Raw genomic sequence first — 19,605 nt, 5'->3', positions numbered from 1 at the left:
ACTTTTTTTCATTAAATTTTAAATTGATAAGCGAAATGCAAATGTAAAAATAAAAAGCAAAAAAAATCTTTTCAAAAAAACTTTTTATTTTTATTTTTTTAGAAAGCTATTTAAACACTTTTCATCACACTGAAAATAGTCCAGAAATATATATTTTTATTAAAGAACCAGACACGATGATCTTAAATACAAGACTCAAAGTATTTAATAATCGTTTGTTGAACAAGGAATGACTGAAGCATTAGGGTAGCTTTCAACTAAATTTTGGAGAAAAAAACCCTAAACTAATCGGTTTTAAAATATGTTTTAATTGACATTTTCCAGGGTTTTATTTTGATTTTAAACTTTCATATAGTTTTTTTTGCTTTAAAAATGTCAATTTTCTCTGTTTCAAAATATAATTTAGCGGGTTTAATTGAGGATATAAAGATGTATTTTATCACAAAATCAGATAACAAATCTTAAATATGCAAAATCACAAATTATTTGTGCTTCTTAATAGTCTATCTCCTAAAGAAATGAGGCAATTGCGAAAATTGGTGATTTCGCCCTATTTTAAGAAACATGGCAAATGCATAGAGTTTTTTGATTTGTTACATTCGTTACATCCGGATTTTACCGATGAGAATCTAAATCTTGCTGTATTATACAAGATATTGTACCCAAACGAGCCTTTTAACAGTCAGCGTTTGAGAGATATCATGTCTTATTTGGTGGAAATCGTTGAGCACTTTTTAGCCCTTTCTTATCTGAAGCAAGAGCCTTTGGAAAAATCCCGAATCTTAATAAACAAGCTTTATAGAAACAATATGTTAGACAGCTTGTCTTACGAAATCCGGATTGCTGAAAAATATCTGAAAGACAAGTCAAAAAAGAATGAAAATGCTCTTTGGTTGGAATATTATATTAGTTTTATCACCTTTCAAATCAAAGAGAAGAACGAAGTGTTTTACGGAATAGAAGTTAACAGCGCAAATCAGGTTTTGGAAAATTGGTTGAGATGGCTTTATGTATCAACGCTCAATATGGCAAGTGAATTGGAAGAAAATCGCAGTTTGCCCAAATCAAGTTCAGTATTCACACAAATACTTACTACCATCCGGAATCTTCAATTTCAGAAAACCGATTTGATTGTGGTTGCAATGGAAATGATTTACAAATTGCAATGGAGTAAAAAATTGGAAGATTATATGGAATTAAAAAACTTTTTCCTGGAAAAACGCAATGAACTGCATTATCAGGTCCAATACAAATGTATTCAGGCTTTGTTTCATTACCTGTTAGTTGAGGGCTTTAAGAATGAGGCGTTAATGAAGTTGGATGACTATAGCCTTTGGAAATCTATCGGACTGGAAATTGAGCTTAACTTTACCGGCAATATCTCATCAGCTTCTTTTTACAATGGTGCTGTTGAACTTATGAAAAAAAGACAAATAGAACAGGCAGAAGAATTTATTCATAAATACTCCGGGTTTCTCACTAATGATGTTAAAAAAACAATTTTAAACTTTACATTAGCAAATCTTTACTTTTTAAAAAAAGACTTCAACCTGTCTTTTGACTATTTAATCAAAACAGATCTTGCACGTTTGGGCGTTTTGAAAATGACCTACAAACAGTTGCAACTCATGTTGTTTTACGAAAGAGGAGAGTACAGCCTCATCTTGTCATATCTTGACAGTTTCAGGCATTATATAAAAAATAAGGGCTTGGGAGAGAAATTGTACAACTCTTTATTTTCCTCTTACAAGGTTTTTATCAGGTTGGTTAGTATCAGAGAAAAACCATACGATAAAAAAAGTTTGGAAAAACTGAAAACTTATTTGGAAACCTTAGAAAACAGACCAAACTTGTCAGGGTGGTTGAAACAGAAAATAAAGGAGATGGAACGATAAACGATTTGTAACTTAACTTAAAGGTTCTTTTGCGTTATGTTAAAATAAGGGCTATTGACCTTCTGTTTTTTGGCGTTTTTAACGTTTTTGGCATATTTTTGGAAGAATCTAAAAAAAATCAGGATTGACTTCATCATTTTTTGGCAGCATTAAAACTACAATTAAACAGTAAAAAGATAATTTGGCAGTTAAACCTGTCTTCCAAATATGATTGCCGGTTAATTTTTTCTTAATTTATTTTACAGATATGAAAACTGCTATCCAAGGTATTGTCGTTGTATTGTGTATGTTACTGCTTTTAAGTCAGGCAGGTTGCAAAAGTAGTAAGAAAGCCCAACGGAAAAAGGCAGAAGCAAAAACAAAAACAGAAATGGTGCCCAATGAAACTGCGACACTTTCAGGATATACCCGTAGTCAGATATATTTCAAGTTGCAAATAGGAGCTTTTACCACTCCATTATCTGAAAACGACATTCTTTTTCATCAGGTAGCCGGGGAGGAAGTAAAAATAGACATCTCGCCCTCAGGATTATATCGCTATTCTGTTGGGAAGTTTTCACATTACGATCAGGCAGTTAATGCCGAAAAAGAATTAAAATCCCGTGGATATAAGGACACTTTTATTGTGGCTTACGGGGACGATGACAAAAGGATTGAATTGCACATGTCAGATATTTGGAATTTCCTTTACGAAAAGCAGTAAAGGGCTAAGCTCCGTGCAATTACTTTAAAATAGACCAGTCATAATGACGTAAATTGTTAAAACTACTTTCCGAGAATAATATGAATAAAACCGCTCAGCGTTTTACTGATGATTTCTCCTCCTTCGGCAGTTTGTTCATACACTTCGCAGGTAAAATAATAAACCCCTTCTGAAAGTTGTTTGCCGGATTTCTGATCCGTTCCATTCCATTCAATATTGGTATTTGAAGTTTCAAACACCAGATTACCCCATCTGTTGTACACTTTGAAGTCAATGCTGCTGACAAACCTTGATTTGCGGGGCACAAACAAATCGTTTGCTCCGTCTTCGTTAGGTGTAAACACGTTTGGCAGTTCAAATTCGACACAATTTTTCAGACAAACTATATTGCTGAAAGGGCTTTGGTTGTTGAAAGAATCGATTGCCGCAACTGCATAACATCCGGCTAGGGAGTTGGTCAGTACATGTTCAAAAAAGGTTTGGTCAAAGCCGTCTATGGTGGCTATCAGCTCAAAATCTGGACTTAAAGGGGGAGAAAAATAGACCTGATAGCCAATGATGTCATCATCACATTGAACCTGAGTTGCGTTGGTCCATTCGAGTAAGTTTGAAAGTATTTCAGGGATATCAGGCTCTCCGGATTCGCAGTAGTTCGTAACTGTCAACAGCGGAGGGCAGGGAGGTATTGTATCAACAGGAACTCCACATGCAATTTGAGACAGGTTAATCAAAGGCTCCGGCATGGTGGGATTAGCATAAGTTCCAATTGCCTCAATATAATAGCAGTATTCTTTGCCGTTTTGGAGTTGAGAATCTACAAACTCTTTGGTGGTGGAACTGCCAATATTTTCAAAAGTCCCTGTTTCTGTTTGTCGGAAAATATTGTAGAGAACGTTTAACCAAGGCACATTAAAATCCCAGCTCAATAATAATTCGTTATCCGATGCGGTGGTAGTTAAAAAAACCGATGAAGCAGCAGCCGATTCATCAACCGGTTGATTATTGGCATAAAAAGCCACTTTGTAGTGGTAAGGATTGGACAGGGTATTTAATTCTGCAATCTGATCATAGAAAGTTGTATCATTGGCTTGTGCAAAAGTATCATAAGTCCAGGATTGTACCAGGGTATAATTTTCACCGGTAAATCCTTGTGAGCGATAAAGTTCGTAGCGATAGGGCGGTAAATTGACCAATGTGTCTAAAACCTCAGCAACCGGTTTTGTCCATGCAATAAAGATTTGTCCGTTAGCAGGCAGGGTTTGTTCAACACTGACATTGGTAATAATTGGGGCATTCTTCGGCAATTCGACACAAATATTTTCTGAAGCCCGTCCGGAAGCCACATTTAACGGATTTGGTGGCGTTGAGTTGGTAAATGCATCAGCAAACTCAGCTACTATGCGGTAAGAATATAACACACCTTTAACGGCGGTTTCGTCGGTATAGGTGTTTACCGTAATTCCCTCTGCAATTTTTTGGTAAGAAGTACCGCCAAGTCCTCTCGAACATCTGTCCGGTGATAATGAATCGCAGCCAATACTTCGCCAAACCGAGAATCCTCTGAATTTCGGGCTTAACTGACACTGATAAAAATCCCAGTCAAGTTTAATATTGCTTCCTATGATTTGTGCTGTGAGATTTAATGGGGGAGGGGCAACCACTGTGATAAGCCAGGTTTCCAAATCTGCAAGCGGCAGGGGAATACCTGATGAAGTAAAGTTGTCTTCTGCTTTAATGACAACTGTATAGGCTTGGCTGTATATATGATCACAGGTGGTTTGCCAAAAGAACGTGCCGTTTACAGTACCTAACCCCGGTGAAGTGATGAGTTGTGCCGGACTTACAGTAGCCTGAAATGGGCCTCCGTATCCCGTCATTGTAATCAACTGTGCCGGAATATCGGGGTCTGTTGCAGTGATGTTGAATTGAAGTAATTCACCAACCACCACACAGGTATCTTTTATTTCAGGTAAAACAGGAGGTTGGTTGGGTTTGTCATCCACAATGATTTGCATATCCCTGACCATTGTTCCCATTTTAACTCCGTTGCGAAACTCGGTTATCAGGATGGCGATATTGTAAATCCCTGCCCTTTGCGGTGAATTCCAAATCAGTTCTCCGGAATTAGGGTTCAGAATAAAACTGTTATTTGCTCCCGGATTGATTTCATTAGGATATTGGTAAAAAGGAACATCATTAAACGGGTTTTGTTTGGGCGGGATTAACTGAAAATGAAGGCTGTCACCGTCAGGGTCAAAAGCATTTGGGTTATGAATAAAAATATATCCGACATTGGCAAAATCTATAGGCGGTTGTAACAAAATGGGAGAACTGTTGAACCCAAAAAACTGAGGGTCGCGAAAAAAAATGGTATCTTCAATAAAAAAAGGAATGTCAACAGAGTTGCCTAATTGTATATTGATGATTTCATCAATGCGGTTGGGGTCTTGCATTGAAACAACATAGTTAAATGGTGCGGCATAACTATGAGTAACTTCGTAGATATTGTGTTTGATATTATTGCCAATTGGCACACCGTTACCACCTCCGTTTATTCTTGGAGCTTTTCCGGTATTGCCGTCTCCAAAACTCACATCTAAGGTATCCCGGTCTGCATTGCTTGCACCTCCGCCTGAAATTTTGGTATAGGTCGTTACCGTAAATATATATCGGTAGGGTTGGCCCGGAAGCGGTGCACTGACAAAAGAAATTTCACCCGCGCGATTATGGGTAGCAAAGAGCGGAATAGTAAAAAGTAAAGAGAAAATAATTAAACAAACTGAGCGCAAGGAAAATTTATTCATAAGTCAATTAACGCCTTTGGCAGATTGGTTAGTATGATGTTGCTGCTTATGACAAATACAGGGTAAGCTATTATTAAAGAGTTATTTATTTTAGGATTCTCTGATTTAACTACAACGAATTGATGTCTTGGATAGTTGGCTATTGTGTTTTTTTTAATTGAAGGGGTTTAAAACAAATTAATCCACTATCAGAGCATTGCCTTAATCATTTGGTTGTATTTCATAAAAATTAAGTGTTCGATTTATATTTAAACCAAGTTTACCCATAAATTGTAATAGCCTGACCCATTTTCGGAACGGACTAAGATATAATAGGTTCCGGGTTGGGGATTGGCAATTTCAACTTTTTCGTCTGCACCTTCTTTTATACCACGTCCATCAAAATCGTTCCATTTAGGACGTGCGCCTTTTTTAACATAAAGGTCAATATTTGTTCCGTCTTCTCCTTTTAGGGTAAAGGTCAGTTTTTTATTGGTACTGACTCTGAAAGCTATTTCAGGCATAACCGATTTGCGCAGAATTCCTCCGGTCAGGGCTTCTAATTGAATCAACCGCACACCTGTTTCTGCAGTTGGTTTTGCAAATCCAACTCCCAAATTATAAGCACCGCTGCCCTGATAGGCTCTGATCAAAACCAAATAAAGTCCTGAAACATTTGATAAGGCAATATGTTCGTTGCTTCCTTCTGTTACACTGCTATCGTCATATAATCGCCGGGAGGGTTCGGGCAATTCGTTTTTTCGGACATACAGATCAAAATCAGCGTTGGCATCTCCCATCGGGGAGTCCAGTTTTATGTCGAGAGTATCAGAAATCAATACTTTGTAAATATGTTCTTCGTTTGTTCCTGTCATCATGGCACCTGTCAGACTTTCAAACGGAAGGTCAAACTTTTCGACCGGTTTTGACGGAGGGGAAGTATCCGGAGGTGTTGGTGTTGGGGTGGGCGTTGTATTAGGTGCTGGAGGAGGCGGAGGAGGAATAGGCGCAGGGGTGATATCTTCAACCTGACCGGTTTTTGCCATTTGAACGGCTTTAAACGAGTTAATTCTTCCATAACCAAAATAGATGGAATGTCCTTTGCTGTTATAGTCGTTTGAGTTTCCGATTTTGTCGGTTGTTTTTTCGAGGATTGACTTTACCTGTGCCGCCGTAAGATTTGGATTTGCCGATAAAATAAGCGCACAAACTCCTGCAACCAATGGGCAAGCACTGGAAGTTCCGCCAAAACCGGGGGTATAATCACCGGCATCGTAGCCCCTGTCAATCACAGTACCACTTGGCAAAACCATAGTTCCTCCAACATCGGCAGTCAAAATACCGGCTCCTCCCGAACCGTTAGAGGGCGCACAAACCGAAATTTGATTCCCATAATTGGAATAGGATGATCGTTCATCTCTGCTGTTCGAAGCTGAAACCGCTATTACATTGGGATGAGTGGCAAATCCCATAATAGCATCCGGATTGGCAGAATTGCTGATACTGACATTGCTGTTTCCGGCTGCAAATACAATCACACAACCTTTCCCGTTCCTTCCCTGGGTTGCTGCTTTTCGAATGGCTTCCAACATTCTGGTCGAAAGGGTAAATCCCGGAGAAGCTGCTCCCCAACTGTTGCTGATAACATCTGCACCATTCAGCATGGCATGGTTAAACATTTTTTCGACATAAGTATCTGAAATTGCAACCGAGCGCATCGGCATCAGTTTTGAATTTGGAGCAGCTCCCACTATACCAATTCCATTGGCTGCACCTACTGCCACTCCCGCACAAGGTGTCCCGTGCCAGTCGCCTGTTCTTGGGGAAACATCAGGGGTTTCAGTATCAAAATCCCAGGGGGCAACTATTTTATTGCCGTTTCCTTTTAAATCGGGATGGTTTAAGTCAAAACCGCTGTCAATCACTGCAACGGTTATTTGGTCTGTTCCCATGCTTTTTAACCAGTTCCATGCCTCTACGACCTTGGCATCGGCTCCAGCTTTAAAGGCGGTGGATGTCCAGTTACCATGTTGTCCTTTGTTTTGAAGATGCCATTGTTCCTTTAACAAGGAATCTGAAGGCAGGATAAACGATTCAAAATTCATTGGGGCTTGCAATTCGGGTTCTGCCACTTCGACAAGCCCCGAGTTCTGAAGGGCAACAGTTACTTTAATCGGGTTGGGTGAATTTTGGGTTACTTCGACCAAAATTTTACCGCCTCCGCGGGTATCAATGGTTTTTAATGCAAGACTGTTAAGCAGGTTTTCCTGTTCTGTTTTTGTAGCTTTGTTATTGAAAACAACGTATAATTGTCCGGTTGGGATAAGGGGCATATCATCACGCATCGAAGTATTGTGGTAAACATGAGTACCCATATTTACCGTTGGAAGGCTGCGCAATTCATCCAAAGCGTCGTTGACTGCATCTGGTCGTTGGTCTTGTGATTCTACCAATTCAAAAAAACCCAAAGGAACAGTTGTTTCTTTAAAGGTATTTTTGGATAAACGCCTGGTAAGGGGCATGGCTGCAATCAGGCTTCGATCTTCGCTGGTTTGAATGGCGACATATTTTTTGCTTTTTGTGATAGTGATTACCGTATTCCCATATCTGAAAGTAGCCTCTCCCATTTCGGGATCAAGATGTGCCTGAGTTCCATCTCCTTCGTTTTCCTGATTGTCATATTCTTCGATGTTTTCTTTTGTATTGTCATCCGGTTTCGGAGGATTGGGAGTATCCTTGTTTTTATCTTTATCTTCAGGAAACATGCCCGAAAAAAGAGTTTTAAAAAACTCAATGATGGTTTCGATAAATGATTTCTGGTCTTTTCCGGTACTCATATTTGTTGTTAGTTAGGGTGAGAATATTAAAAGGAATGTTAAAGGTAGTAACTAATTGGATTTAACCAAATCAAAGGGTAGTTCATCTCAATACTATTTAAACAAATAGAAGAAAGGTTACTTTTTTATTTAACTTTCTTCAGGCATGGATTGGGTTCTGAAAAAAAGTAAAGTCCCCACCTGATGCAGTCATTTTTGCATGGATGGGGACTTTTCTGTGGCGGAGCGATTGCTCTTAAATTTGCATTTTACTTTTAATCCTGCAATTTAAAAACTCTTTTTAACAGGTCGGTAACCCTTGCCAAAGGGTCTTTTCTGATTTTTGCTTCTTCTTTTGCGACCATATAAAACAAACCATCCAATGCTTTTTCGGTAACAAAGGCACTGAGATCCGGATTAACCTTTTGAACCAAAGGGATTTGGTTGTATTTTTTGATAATATCGTCCCAATATTTTGTCGCAGCAACCTTGTCAAGCGATTTGTTGATTACGGGCTTAAATGCCGACCGGAGATCATTGGAGGTGGTTTTCTTTAAGTATTCAGTGGCTGCATTGTCCGTTCCTTTTAAGATGTTCATGGCATCTTTTATGGTCATTTGTTTGATGGCACTGATAAAAATAGGTTTAGCGCCTTTTGCTGCATCTTCGGCAGCGCGGTTAAGGCTCAAAATCACTTTATCCACCTCACTGCCCAATCCTATATCCCGAAGGGTGTTTTCTACCTTTTTGGCTTCAGGTGGAAAGGGTATTTTGATAAAGCTGTTCTTAAAATAACCATCTGTTTTTGAAACTAAGTCTGATCCGTTTCCGATTCCAAATTCAAGGGCTTGTTTTAAACCCATGATGATTTCGCTTTCGGTAACCTGTTTGCCGCCTGTATTTTTTTCGATTTCTGATATGATTTGTTTAGCAGCCGTACATCCTCCAACAGTGAGGATGGCTGCCATTGAAATCAAAAATACTAATTGTTTCATTGATCTGTTTGTTTTTATGGTTCGTTAAATTTTTTTAATGATGATTTGAGTGGCGGTAAAAAAACTTTAACCTTTATTGACGACTGTTTGTGCGAAAAGGTAAAAACAATTTACTGAAATTATGGTGTAAGTTGCTCTTTTCTCATCTATCCTAAGATTTTAACTCTGATTGAATGAACCCCTTTACAGTTTCAATGCAACCCGGATACTCTCCGAATAATCATTACCTTTGCGCTTTCTTTTAAATTAAAAACGGGAACATTTAAACTTTTTTCTAAAGTGGAATATTGTTTACCGTTAATATTCATACCGTTTTAACCTGACTTAAATTACCCTCATTCTTTTCTTTCATCCTACCCGCAATCAAAATATGACAACACAAATCAACATCCAAATGGTGGACCTTTTGGGTCAGTATCTTAAAATAAAAGAAGAAATTGATGAAAAAATGGCCCGAATCATCGAAACCTGTGCTTTTGTCGGAGGACCTGCAGTCCATGAATTTAACTTGTCTTTGGCTGAGTATCTCGGGGTAAAACATGTTACAGGATGTGGAAACGGAACCGATGCTATTATGATAGCGCTTATGGCTTTGGATTTAAAACCCGGAGACGAAGTAATTACCGTTTCCCATACTTTTGTAGCAACTGCCGAAGCCATCGCGCTTTTAGGGCTTAAACCTGTATTTGTGGATGTATTGCCCGATACTTATACCATTGACCCCAAAGCCATAGAAAATGCAATAACTCCACGCACCCGTTGCATTATGCCGGTTCATTTATACGGTCAAAGTGCAGATATGGAAGCAGTTATGAAAATTGCCCTGACACACGATTTGTATGTCATTGAAGACAACGCACAAGCTATCGGGGCAGACTATATTTTTAAAGATGGCAGCAGACAAAAAACAGGAACTATCGGACATATTGGATGCACTTCTTTTTACCCGTCTAAAAACCTGGGTTGCTACGGAGATGGCGGGGCAATTTTTACCAACGATGACCTGCTTGCCGAAAAGATCCGTCTTATCGCCAACCATGGTCAACAAACAAAATACGACTCGACTATGATTGGGGTAAATTCCCGTTTGGATGCCTTACAGGCAGTAGTGCTCAGCACTAAGTTAAAATCGTTGAACCGGTACAATGAATCCCGGCTAAGGGTAGCCGATTTTTACGATGAAGCGTTTAAAAATGCAGAAAACATAACCGTACCCTTCAGGGCAAGCTATTCTACCCATGTTTTTCACCAATATACCCTTTGTATTAATGGCGACAGGGATGCTTTGAAACAAGCCCTTCAAGAACAAGGCATTCCAACGATGATATATTACCCCATACCTATTCACTTACAAAAGGCCTATCTGCCTTTGGGGTATGCCAAAGGAAGTTTGCCGGTTACGGAACATCTGGCGAAACAAGTCATTTCATTGCCCATACATACAGAAATGACCCTTGAGCAGTTACAATATATCGCTCAGACAGTTTTAAATCTGACTGCTTAATAGAAGGCATGATTTTTGACCACTTTTTAACTTTATAAAAACAAAAAGCAACAAACATTTATGAATATTGCAGTAATCGGTTCAGGATATGTAGGCTTGGTAAGCGGTACATGTTTTGCCGAAATGGGAAATCAGGTGATTTGTGTGGACAATGATGAAAATAAAATCAAGAAACTTCAGTCAGGAGAAATTACCATTTACGAACCCGGATTAGAAATAATGTTTGACCGGAATATCCAACAAGGGCGATTGCATTTTACCGGTAATCTGCAAAAGGCAGTCGAATCTTCTCAAATTATTTTCCTTGCTTTACCAACTCCTCCGGGAGAAGACGGGTCGGCCGATTTGAAATATGTTTTGGGAGTTGCGGCTCAACTCGGCAGTTTGCTCAACGAATATAAAGTAATTGTCAATAAAAGCACTGTACCGATAGGAACAGCCGAAAAAGTAAGAACTGAAATTCAAAAGCAAGCTAAGTTTCCTTTTGATGTTGTGTCTAACCCTGAGTTTTTGAGAGAGGGGATGGCAGTTGCAGATTTTATGAAGCCCGACCGCATTGTTATAGGAACTTCTTCTAACGAAGCAAAATATTTGATGACCCAATTGTATGAACCTTTTGTCAGACAGGGTAATCCTATCTTTTTTATGAACGAGCGGTCCTCTGAAATGACTAAATATGCTGCAAATTCATATTTGGCTACTCGCATCAGTTTTATGAACGAAATAGCCAACTTGTGCGAATCGGTTGGCGCAGATGTGGACATGGTTCGTTTGGGAATTGGTTCAGACAGCAGAATTGGCAAACGTTTTTTATTCCCCGGCATTGGATATGGAGGAAGCTGTTTCCCGAAAGATGTTTCTGCTTTAGTGCAGATAGCTCGGCAAAATGCCTACGATTTTAAAATTCTGAATGCTGTTTTGAATGTAAATGACCAACAGCGGATTAGCCTTTTGCCCAAAATTAAGACCTATTACAACGGAAATTTAAACGGCAAACATTTTGCTGTTTGGGGGTTGGCGTTTAAACCCAATACTGATGATGTCAGGGAAGCACCTGCTCTTTTTACCATTTCTCAATTGTTGGCAGAAGGAGCTACCGTAACTGCTTATGACCCCGAAGCAATTGACACTACCCGTCAGGTTTTAGGAAATACCATTGCTTATGCTTCCGACCAATACAGTGCTTTGCGAAAGGCCGATGCACTGATTATCGCTACCGAATGGCAGATTTTCCGAACACCCGATTTTGCTCAAATGAAAAGCCTGTTAAATCATCCGGTTATTTTTGACGGACGCAACCTTTACAACCTTGAACATATCAGGGAAGAAGGCTTTTACTACCAAAGCATTGGACGCAAAACCATTCAACCCTAAATCATCCTGTTTTCACCTGCGTTTTAAAACCAACTACTATCCTTTATGGCCAGAGTACTTATTACCGGTGCCGCCGGATTTTTAGGCTCCCATCTTTGCGACAAATTTATTGAACAGGGAGACGAAGTAATCGCAATGGATAACCTTCTGACCGGAAAAATCAGGAATATCGAACACCTGTTTCCGCTCAAAAATTTTCAGTTTTACCACCACGATGTTACTAAGTTTGTTCATGTTCCGGGTAAATTAGATTTTATCCTGCATTTTGCTTCTCCTGCAAGCCCGATTGATTACCTCAAAATGCCCATTCAAACCATGAAAGTGGGTTCGCTCGGTACACATAATCTGCTTGGTTTGGCATTGGCCAAAAAAGCCCGGATTTTAGTGGCCTCTACTTCCGAAATTTATGGCGACCCGACCGTTCACCCGCAACCCGAAGAATATTGGGGAAACGTTAATCCCATCGGACCTCGTGGAGTTTATGATGAAGCCAAACGTTTTCAGGAAGCTTTGACGATGGCCTACCACAATTTTCATGGATTAGAAACCCGGATTGTTCGTATTTTTAACACTTACGGCCCAAGAATGCGCCTGAACGACGGCAGGGCTTTGCCTACTTTTTTCAGGCAGGCTATTGACGGTCAGGATATTACTGTGTTTGGAGACGGAACTCAAACCCGCTCTTTTTGCTATGTCAGCGACCTTGTTGAAGGCATTTACCGCTTGCTAAACTCAGATTACCACCTCCCTGTCAATATCGGAAATCCCGAAGAAATACCTATCCTACAGTTAGCAAACGAAATTGTCAAATTTACCGGGGCTTCCTCCAACATTATTTACCACCCCCTTCCCACAGACGACCCCAAACAACGTCAACCCGACATTACCAAAGCCCGAAACCTCCTTAATTGGAACCCAACCGTGTCGAGGCAGGAAGGGATGAAAGTTACTTACGATTACTTTAAAGAAATTATCAGTAATGCGGTGTCGTTGGATGAGCTTTTGTGAGATTGCTTGTTAAATTAGGTCAAAACCGCTCTATTCTTTTTAGGGAACGCGGATAAAACGGATGCATGCAAATCTAATCAACACAACTATAAAGTTTACGTGAGGTGGATGATAAATCGGATTTTCATTCCGGTCTGTCACATTTTGATGATAACGAAACAACCCAATTATTCCGAAGATAAAAAACATTAATAGAGTTTAGCAGTTTAAAAACCCTTTCGACCCCGAAGGAGTCGTATCTGCTGCTCATAATGGGGGGTGTTTTTTCCAATTATTGGTTGGTAAAGATATGGTGTTTGGGTTGTAAAACATCCCAATAAATACTAAAAAGCCCTCACCATTTCCGGCAAGGGCTTTTTTGTCATACAGTTCACCGTTGTCTGATTTCTACCGAACTTTAAATAGGAAAGGATCAGACCATTCACTTAGCCCTTTCATACTAAGGGTTCGGGTTTGAAAATGAAAACGGTTCGGGGCTTTGCGAAGGTGGCGAATACGAAGCAAAAAACTGTCAATACACCACAAAAGTTGATGAGGGGAGAATGTTCAATTAACCACGTCCCCCGCCATTACGCCAAACTGCTGTTGTGTGCTGTGCTTCTTTTCTGTCAATAATTTATAGTCCGATTTTGAAATAAATAAATCCCCTTCAACGGTGTCAAGTTTTGTTGTTATTGCTTTTATGGCTTCATCCGATTGGTCAATACCAATCCAATGTCTGCCATTTGTCTGTGCAGCTTTTAGTGTCGTTCCTGACCCTGCAAAACAGTCAAGCACGATACTGTTTTCATTAGAAGAAGTTTTTACAATCAAGTCCAACAAGTCAGGATTTTTCTCTGTCGGATAAACAGGATATTGTGGGTCTTTAAACTCCCATATATCTTGAACTCGCTTTCCTTCTTGTTGGTCAAAATAAATTTTCTTTCTTGGATTGCCATTGTCGCTCCATTCAATTAAACCGTCTTTGTCCCACTGCTCCAAAATGGCTACATCACTTCTCCAATGTCTGCCGGGTGGAGGTAGAATGCCTTTAAATGCTTGTGAAGTTTTGCCGTTTTGAGTTTCTCCGGGTGCATGAAGTGGAATAGTTGTATATCGTCTGCCGTCCTTTTCTGTTTTAGGAAAAAGTTTGATTTTGTCTTCTTCGGTGTATGGTGTTTTCGGCTCGTTCCAAATTAAATTGTCAGATTTTGAATAAAATAATATCAAGTCTTTAATGTTGCCGTAACCTTTACGAGCAAAGTTTTTTGGATTACATTTTACTCGTGTAATGTCGTTGCGAAAATTTTCAATGCCGAAAATTTCGTCCATTACCACTTTTACATAATGACCGATTTTGTAGTCTATGTGTAAATAAATCGAACCTTTGTCAGAGAGTAACATTTTTAAAAGCACTAACCGCTCACGAATAAACTCAATGAAATCAAAACCTTTCAATGTGTCAGTATAAGCAACTGTTCCACTTGAACTGTTGCTAATCGTGCTTGCTCTGCCGTCAGTAATTGTAAAAGTGTTGTTTGTAGCAAAAGGCGGGTCTATATAAATAAGGTCAATTTTACCTTTGAGATTGTGTTTAGTGATTAACTGTTTTAACGCAATCAGATTATTTGCTTGTATAAGTAAATTGGGATTGTCGCTTGAATTGATTTGTTCCAATTCAATGTCAGGAATGCTATTGAAAATTTCCTGCTCTGTTTTTTTATTTGGATATTGTAGCTGCATAGTTTTATAGTTGGTATAAAAATTCACGTAGCACCAAACTGCTCATAATATTCAGGTCTTTGTATTTCGTGGTTATATCCTTATACATTTTGTTTTTACCCTTTATGTATAGAACACCGTCAAGAATTGCAATTTTTACTGCCTTTACATTTTTTGCTTGAACCGTGCTGATTGCATCATTAAACTGTGCATTTTGGTGTCCGCCAAAGTCTGTCAAAAATTTTGCTTCTCCTATAACATACTTGCCATTGAAACGACCAATAAAGTCAAGTCCTTTGCTGTGTTTGTAATTTAACTCATCATAAGCAAAATCCATCAACTGTTTGTCGCTTCCATTTAGAATAGCATCCTTTTTATTTTTTGTAAAGTCGTCAAGTGTAACAGGTTGAATACCTAACGATTTAGCGTTTAGCCAACGTCTGAAAAACGGTCCGATTTGTCTGTTGGTTTCTTTAGGTTCGCTGCAACGTTCAAAGATTTTTTCAAGTCCCATTTCATAAAGCCGACCGCAAATACGGTTGACTGTTTTCGGATTTCTCTCAATTGAAGAAGGGTCTCGTTTAAGATATGCAATGTAACTGTCTTTGATTGGAAACAAGTCAAGTTTCAAAAGCTCTTTGATTAAAGCATCATTATTTTTCTTTTTAAATGCTTTTTCAATGTTTGCCCAACGCTCATTATTTATTTCTCTAATTCCTTCGGGAATAGTCGGATATACTTGAAAAAGGTCGTCAAGATATGACCTTTGATTTGCGTATTCTATACTTAATTCTGTCCAATAATTCATATTTCAAATGTAGTCAAAAAAGTCGTTTGTTCTCTCGTTAGTTTAATGTTGCACTGTCGGTCAAAAAGCATTGTACACAACATCTGTATAAACGCAACTTTAGTGTAAATAATTCCAAACTTGAGTTTATTTCCGCCTTATCCGTAGGTTTGTTATAGCCCCCAAACTATTAGTTGTTATTTCGTAAGAGCAAATTTACTGAAAAACGGGATATTCAAAATATGCAGTCAAAGTTAAGTATTTGATTCTAAATATCCAAACTAAATAAAGGACTTTGAATTTAGTCAAACCCTTTGGTGGTTATGTGTGTATAAACCTCTGTGGTTTTGGAGCTTTCGTGTCCCAACAATATCTGTATGTAGCGCAATTCTGTCCCGTTTTCCAAGAGATGAGTCGCAAAACTGTGGCGCAAAGTATGAAAAATCACTTTCTTTTTTATACTTCCGAAAATGCCACTCCTTAGGCTCGTATTCCTTAAATTATGTTCGCAATAAGTTAAGGGTTTAGATAGAGAGCAACGCATAGGGAACTTTCTTCCTTTACCTTAGTAGTTGAGCATAAGCTATTCTTTGGCTTTAAAGTCGTTTGAGATGCTCCGATATTTAATAACAGGTTGGTCAATTGAATTGCCAAATTCTCCGAAAATGTTAAAGATGGTCATGGAAAAACTTTAGTAAAGAAATTGGTAGTAATATGACAATTATTTATTTACCCTCATTTTTTAGAAATAATGATTCTGTCACATTCAATAAAAAAAGCCCTCACCATTTCCGGCAAGGGCTTTTTGAGTAATACAGTTCACCGTTGTCTGATTTCTACCGAACTCTAAATTGGAAAGGATCAGACCATTCGCTTAGTCCTTTCATACTAAGGGTTCGGGTTTGAAAATGATAACGGTTTGCGGCTTTGCGAGGGAGCGGATTTTAGCACTAACGCTCAATCGAAGAACCGAACTTCAAATTTAGCAAAAATGTTGTTACGAAGCACTTCGCCCGCTCTCTTGCAAAACCGATGTTATATGCCGTTTTTCTTTTCACGCCTATTATCAGCTCCAAAAGTCCAACAAGTTTTTTATTGCTTCTTGAAATATTTTTGGAGATTTTATGCTTAAAATGAGTTGTCCGTTTTGGTTGAGTAAAAACCCAACTTCGATTTCTACGATTGATGTTTCTTCACTACCAAAAAGCACAACTGTCCTAATGATTTTATAGTTCGGATAATGTTTTTTGATGTACACTTTTTCTATAAAATCAAAAGTTTTGATTTGTAAAATTCCTGCATTTCGGTTGATGTATGTTTCGCCTTCAATGTTGATAATTTCATTTCCTTTTGGGTCAAGTAAAATTAGGTCAGGAATTTCGATGATTTGTTTTTTATTTCCTTCTTTGTATAAAGCTCGGTCTTTATATTTTTTCAATGGAATTGGCTCTCCATTTAACGGAAAAAAATATCCTTTTTCTGAACCTGCGTGATTTTCAAAAATGGAATAACCTTGTGTAAATTCCTCTACGACCAAATGAATAAAGATTGTTCCTAATTTTTCTCCGTTTTTATCATACTTCCAATAATCTTTATTCATTTCGGCTTTTGGAATTTCCAAACCGTGTAATTGAATACCTATTTTATTGGCAATTTGAATAAACTTGTTGGTTTTCCCAACGTGTTTTTGCTCTAATCCGTGTTGTGTTACTACAATATTTTGCTTCCAACCTAACTTTCGCAAAACAGCACTTATAATACTCAATGCTCCAATATTCGGGTCGTGCGAAAGTCCTTTGCTTTTGAAAAGTCGTCCCGAAACTTCAATTTTGTCTTTTGATTTTGTGAGCAAAATTGGAACGTTTCCTTTTGGAGGTTTTCGCATTTTATCTTTTAAAGAAATCAATTCGTCAATACTTTCAAAAGGAGTGAAAATTTTGTTGTCTAATTTTTTGCCCAAAATTTCAACTCCCAAAGTGAGCAACAATTTTGTTCCAAAAATATAGGTTTCTGTTGGAGTTTCTTTTTGCTCAATTTGCAAATTGTAAAGCATTATCTTTTTTGTATTTGGATAATAACTTTCTATGAAAACAAATTTACTACAACGCTGATAAACGCCTGTGTTTCGACTTTCTTTATCGTCTGTTTTGGTTTCTTCTATAGCATAAATTGGTGTGTCTTGTAAAGTTGGTTCATCTTTCTGATAAAAAATCAAAAAGTCTGTAAAACTTGAATTTCCCGAAACAGTTTTTATGTAAATTTTTTCAACTTTGTTGCAACGAAAACCCGTTACTTCATAAGTAAAAGTAAATTTATTGTCTTTTAAAATCGGTAAAATTCGGATTGTATCTACAAAAACAGCAAAACCATAATCTTGTGCGAATTTTTGAAAAATCGTTTTTAGAACTTCTTTTTTCGGACGTTCTTCCGTTAAAAACCAAAGATTTTTAGGCATTTTTCCGCAATTTATTAATAATTGAAGTTGTTTCAGAAAGCTCTTTATCATACAAAACATAATTATTTAAGTAACCTTGATTTTCGATTCTATTTATTCGTAAAAAATCTTCTTTTTTAGCGTATCCAATTATTTCAACGGAAAAAGGACTTGTCTCATACAGTCTTACAGAAAAATAAATATCTTTTGGTTTCCTTTTCATTTGTTCAACCATTTCCAAAGTTCGAATATGAAAGTTTTTTGTTCTTGTTTTTACATCAACTTTCAATGGATTATTTTCTAAGTCGTACACAATAAAATCATATAAATCAGCATCTTCGTGTGAAGATTTATCTTCTTCAAATTTAATGTCATTATCTATGAAAAATTGTTTGATTGCTTTTTCTCCAAGTTTTCCTTCAAACATTTTTCGCTGCTTTGCATCTAATCCTCCTTCGTGGAAATCGTGTCTATTAGAGGTAAAAGATTTTGACAAGACAGCATAATCCATTGCCTCTTTTTCTAAAATTTCATTGATAATTATTTTCATTTTTGAAGTATGTATAATTGTTCTTTAATCATTTTCTTGTGCTTACTTTCTCCGTTGTTATTGCTTTTGAAACGTGTATAATCAAATTCAACTAATTCCACTTTTCCGTGCTTTTGCAACGTTGAAATAATTTGTTCTTGTGGCATAATTCCCTCGTTGTTGTAACTTAAAATCATCGTTTTGAATTTGCCTTTTTCCGCAATTACCGAAAGTTCCCGTAACGCAGTTACAGCGTTGCAAAATTTTGATTTTTCGTTGTCGTAATTTCGCAAACCTGCAACGCCTTTTATTTCGGGATTGTCATATTTTGCAATCGTTTCCAATAAGTGATAATTCGGTGCGTATTGTCGTTGGTTGTATGGTGGGTCGAGATAAAAAATGTCTGCCTCAACTTCATTTAATAACTCAACGGAATTTTTGTTGAACACAAAATTTTCTTTGTTGTTTACAACAAATTCAATCGCTCGCAAAATCATTTTTTTAATTGCTCGTGCATCCCACTTTTTTTGAAATGCCGCATAAACACCCGAAATGTTTGCGTAAAACGGAACTGTTTCAATCAAACAAGCCAACAAAACAAAATATTCATTTTCATGGATTAAACTCTCCGTTTTCCAATCTTCGATTTGCTGACGAATAGCATCAATTATTTTTCCGTTTTCATCGGAATAATACATTCGTGGAATGTCTAAATGTTGCGTTTCGCTTGGTGTATAATTTTGAGAAACAAAGCCAATTTTTGGTTCAATTTGATTTAGATATTCAACGACAATATGTAAAGGCGAAGCGAATAAACTTGTGCTTTGAAAATTGAGTTTTTGCAAGACTTTTTCAAAATGCAGTTCTTCATTATTTGCAATATACGCACGTTGCAAAACGTAAGAAAAATAAAGTAAATCAGAAGAATAAATTTGGTAATTTAGTTTTTTGAAAAACTTGCCAACGTTTGCTGTACCCGAAAAAAAATCAAAAAACGAATTACCTTTTATGTTTTTTGATTGCATTACTTGATGAATGGTGTCAAGTAAATTCTCTTTGTTCCCGATATACCGCAT

The 19,605-nt window shown here is 37.7% G+C and carries 14 protein-coding genes; 5 read left to right on the top strand and 9 right to left on the bottom strand.

All coding sequences use genetic code 11. The features are described 5' to 3' along the window. Nucleotides 1–467 precede the first annotated feature (467 nt). Both IPM47_18205 and IPM47_18200 read left to right on the top strand, forming a co-directional pair. The gene (locus tag IPM47_18205) at nucleotides 468–1,895 is read left to right on the top strand and encodes a hypothetical protein (protein ID QQS28752.1); all 1,428 of its coding nucleotides are present in this window, start codon (nucleotides 468–470) and stop codon (nucleotides 1,893–1,895) included. 247 nt (nucleotides 1,896–2,142) lie between these two features. After that, nucleotides 2,143–2,598, top strand: a complete 456-nt coding sequence (locus tag IPM47_18200) for a hypothetical protein (protein QQS28751.1) — start codon at nucleotides 2,143–2,145, stop codon at nucleotides 2,596–2,598. 62 nt (nucleotides 2,599–2,660) lie between these two features. Here the strand turns inward: IPM47_18200 and IPM47_18195 are convergent, their stop codons facing one another. The 3 genes from IPM47_18195 to IPM47_18185 form a co-directional block, all read right to left on the bottom strand. Then, the gene (locus IPM47_18195; GenBank protein ID QQS28750.1) at nucleotides 2,661–5,402 is read right to left on the bottom strand and encodes a gliding motility-associated C-terminal domain-containing protein; all 2,742 of its coding nucleotides are present in this window, start codon (nucleotides 5,400–5,402) and stop codon (nucleotides 2,661–2,663) included. Between the two features lie 248 nt (nucleotides 5,403–5,650). Next, nucleotides 5,651–8,218 carry a S8 family serine peptidase gene (locus tag IPM47_18190; GenBank protein QQS28749.1) on the bottom strand — a complete coding sequence of 856 codons (2,568 nt, stop codon included), beginning with the start codon at nucleotides 8,216–8,218 and terminating at the stop codon, nucleotides 5,651–5,653. A 254-nt stretch (nucleotides 8,219–8,472) separates the two neighbouring features. Beyond that, nucleotides 8,473–9,192, bottom strand: coding sequence for a DUF4197 domain-containing protein (locus IPM47_18185; GenBank protein QQS28748.1), 720 nt, complete (start codon nucleotides 9,190–9,192; stop codon nucleotides 8,473–8,475). A 394-nt stretch (nucleotides 9,193–9,586) separates the two neighbouring features. Here IPM47_18185 and IPM47_18180 point away from each other — a divergent pair, with 394 nt between their 5' ends. Genes IPM47_18180 through IPM47_18170 form a run of 3 tightly spaced genes read left to right on the top strand, consistent with a single transcriptional unit; the run spans nucleotide 9,587 to nucleotide 13,078 of the window. Beyond that, on the top strand, nucleotides 9,587–10,696 hold the full coding sequence (locus IPM47_18180) for a DegT/DnrJ/EryC1/StrS family aminotransferase (protein ID QQS31522.1): 1,110 nt from the start codon (nucleotides 9,587–9,589) through the stop codon (nucleotides 10,694–10,696). Between the two features lie 60 nt (nucleotides 10,697–10,756). Then, nucleotides 10,757–12,070: a UDP-glucose/GDP-mannose dehydrogenase family protein gene (locus IPM47_18175; protein QQS28747.1), complete on the top strand. Its 1,314-nt coding sequence runs from the start codon at nucleotides 10,757–10,759 to the stop codon at nucleotides 12,068–12,070. A 45-nt stretch (nucleotides 12,071–12,115) separates the two neighbouring features. Next, the gene (locus tag IPM47_18170; GenBank protein ID QQS28746.1) at nucleotides 12,116–13,078 is read left to right on the top strand and encodes an SDR family oxidoreductase; all 963 of its coding nucleotides are present in this window, start codon (nucleotides 12,116–12,118) and stop codon (nucleotides 13,076–13,078) included. Between the two features lie 546 nt (nucleotides 13,079–13,624). Here the strand turns inward: IPM47_18170 and IPM47_18165 are convergent. The 6 genes from IPM47_18165 to IPM47_18140 form a co-directional block, all read right to left on the bottom strand. Next, nucleotides 13,625–14,800 (bottom strand): site-specific DNA-methyltransferase, encoded by a 1,176-nt coding sequence (locus tag IPM47_18165; protein ID QQS28745.1) that lies wholly within the window; start codon nucleotides 14,798–14,800, stop codon nucleotides 13,625–13,627. Nucleotides 14,801–14,804: 4 nt separating this feature from the next. Further along, entirely contained in the window at nucleotides 14,805–15,587 is a 783-nt protein-coding gene (locus tag IPM47_18160; GenBank protein QQS28744.1) for a restriction endonuclease, read from the bottom strand. Nucleotides 15,588–15,867: 280 nt separating this feature from the next. Then, entirely contained in the window at nucleotides 15,868–16,110 is a 243-nt protein-coding gene (locus IPM47_18155) for a tyrosine-type recombinase/integrase (protein ID QQS28743.1), read from the bottom strand. Nucleotides 16,111–16,632: 522 nt separating this feature from the next. Continuing rightward, a complete protein-coding gene (locus tag IPM47_18150; GenBank protein ID QQS28742.1) occupies nucleotides 16,633–18,021 on the bottom strand; it encodes a hypothetical protein in 1,389 nt (462 codons plus the stop codon). Next, the gene (locus IPM47_18145) at nucleotides 18,014–18,550 is read right to left on the bottom strand and encodes a hypothetical protein (GenBank protein ID QQS28741.1); all 537 of its coding nucleotides are present in this window, start codon (nucleotides 18,548–18,550) and stop codon (nucleotides 18,014–18,016) included. Before IPM47_18145 ends, IPM47_18150 begins: the two co-directional genes overlap by 8 nt. After that, nucleotides 18,547–19,605, bottom strand: coding sequence for a DNA adenine methylase (locus tag IPM47_18140; protein QQS31521.1), 1,059 nt, complete (start codon nucleotides 19,603–19,605; stop codon nucleotides 18,547–18,549). The genes IPM47_18145 and IPM47_18140 overlap by 4 nt, the downstream gene beginning before the upstream one ends.

Source organism: Sphingobacteriales bacterium, assembly GCA_016700115.1.
Taxonomy (GTDB): domain Bacteria; phylum Bacteroidota; class Bacteroidia; order Chitinophagales; family UBA2359; genus UBA2359.
Note: the sequence above shows the minus strand (reverse complement) of the source record. Positions and strands in the feature narration are given on the sequence as shown.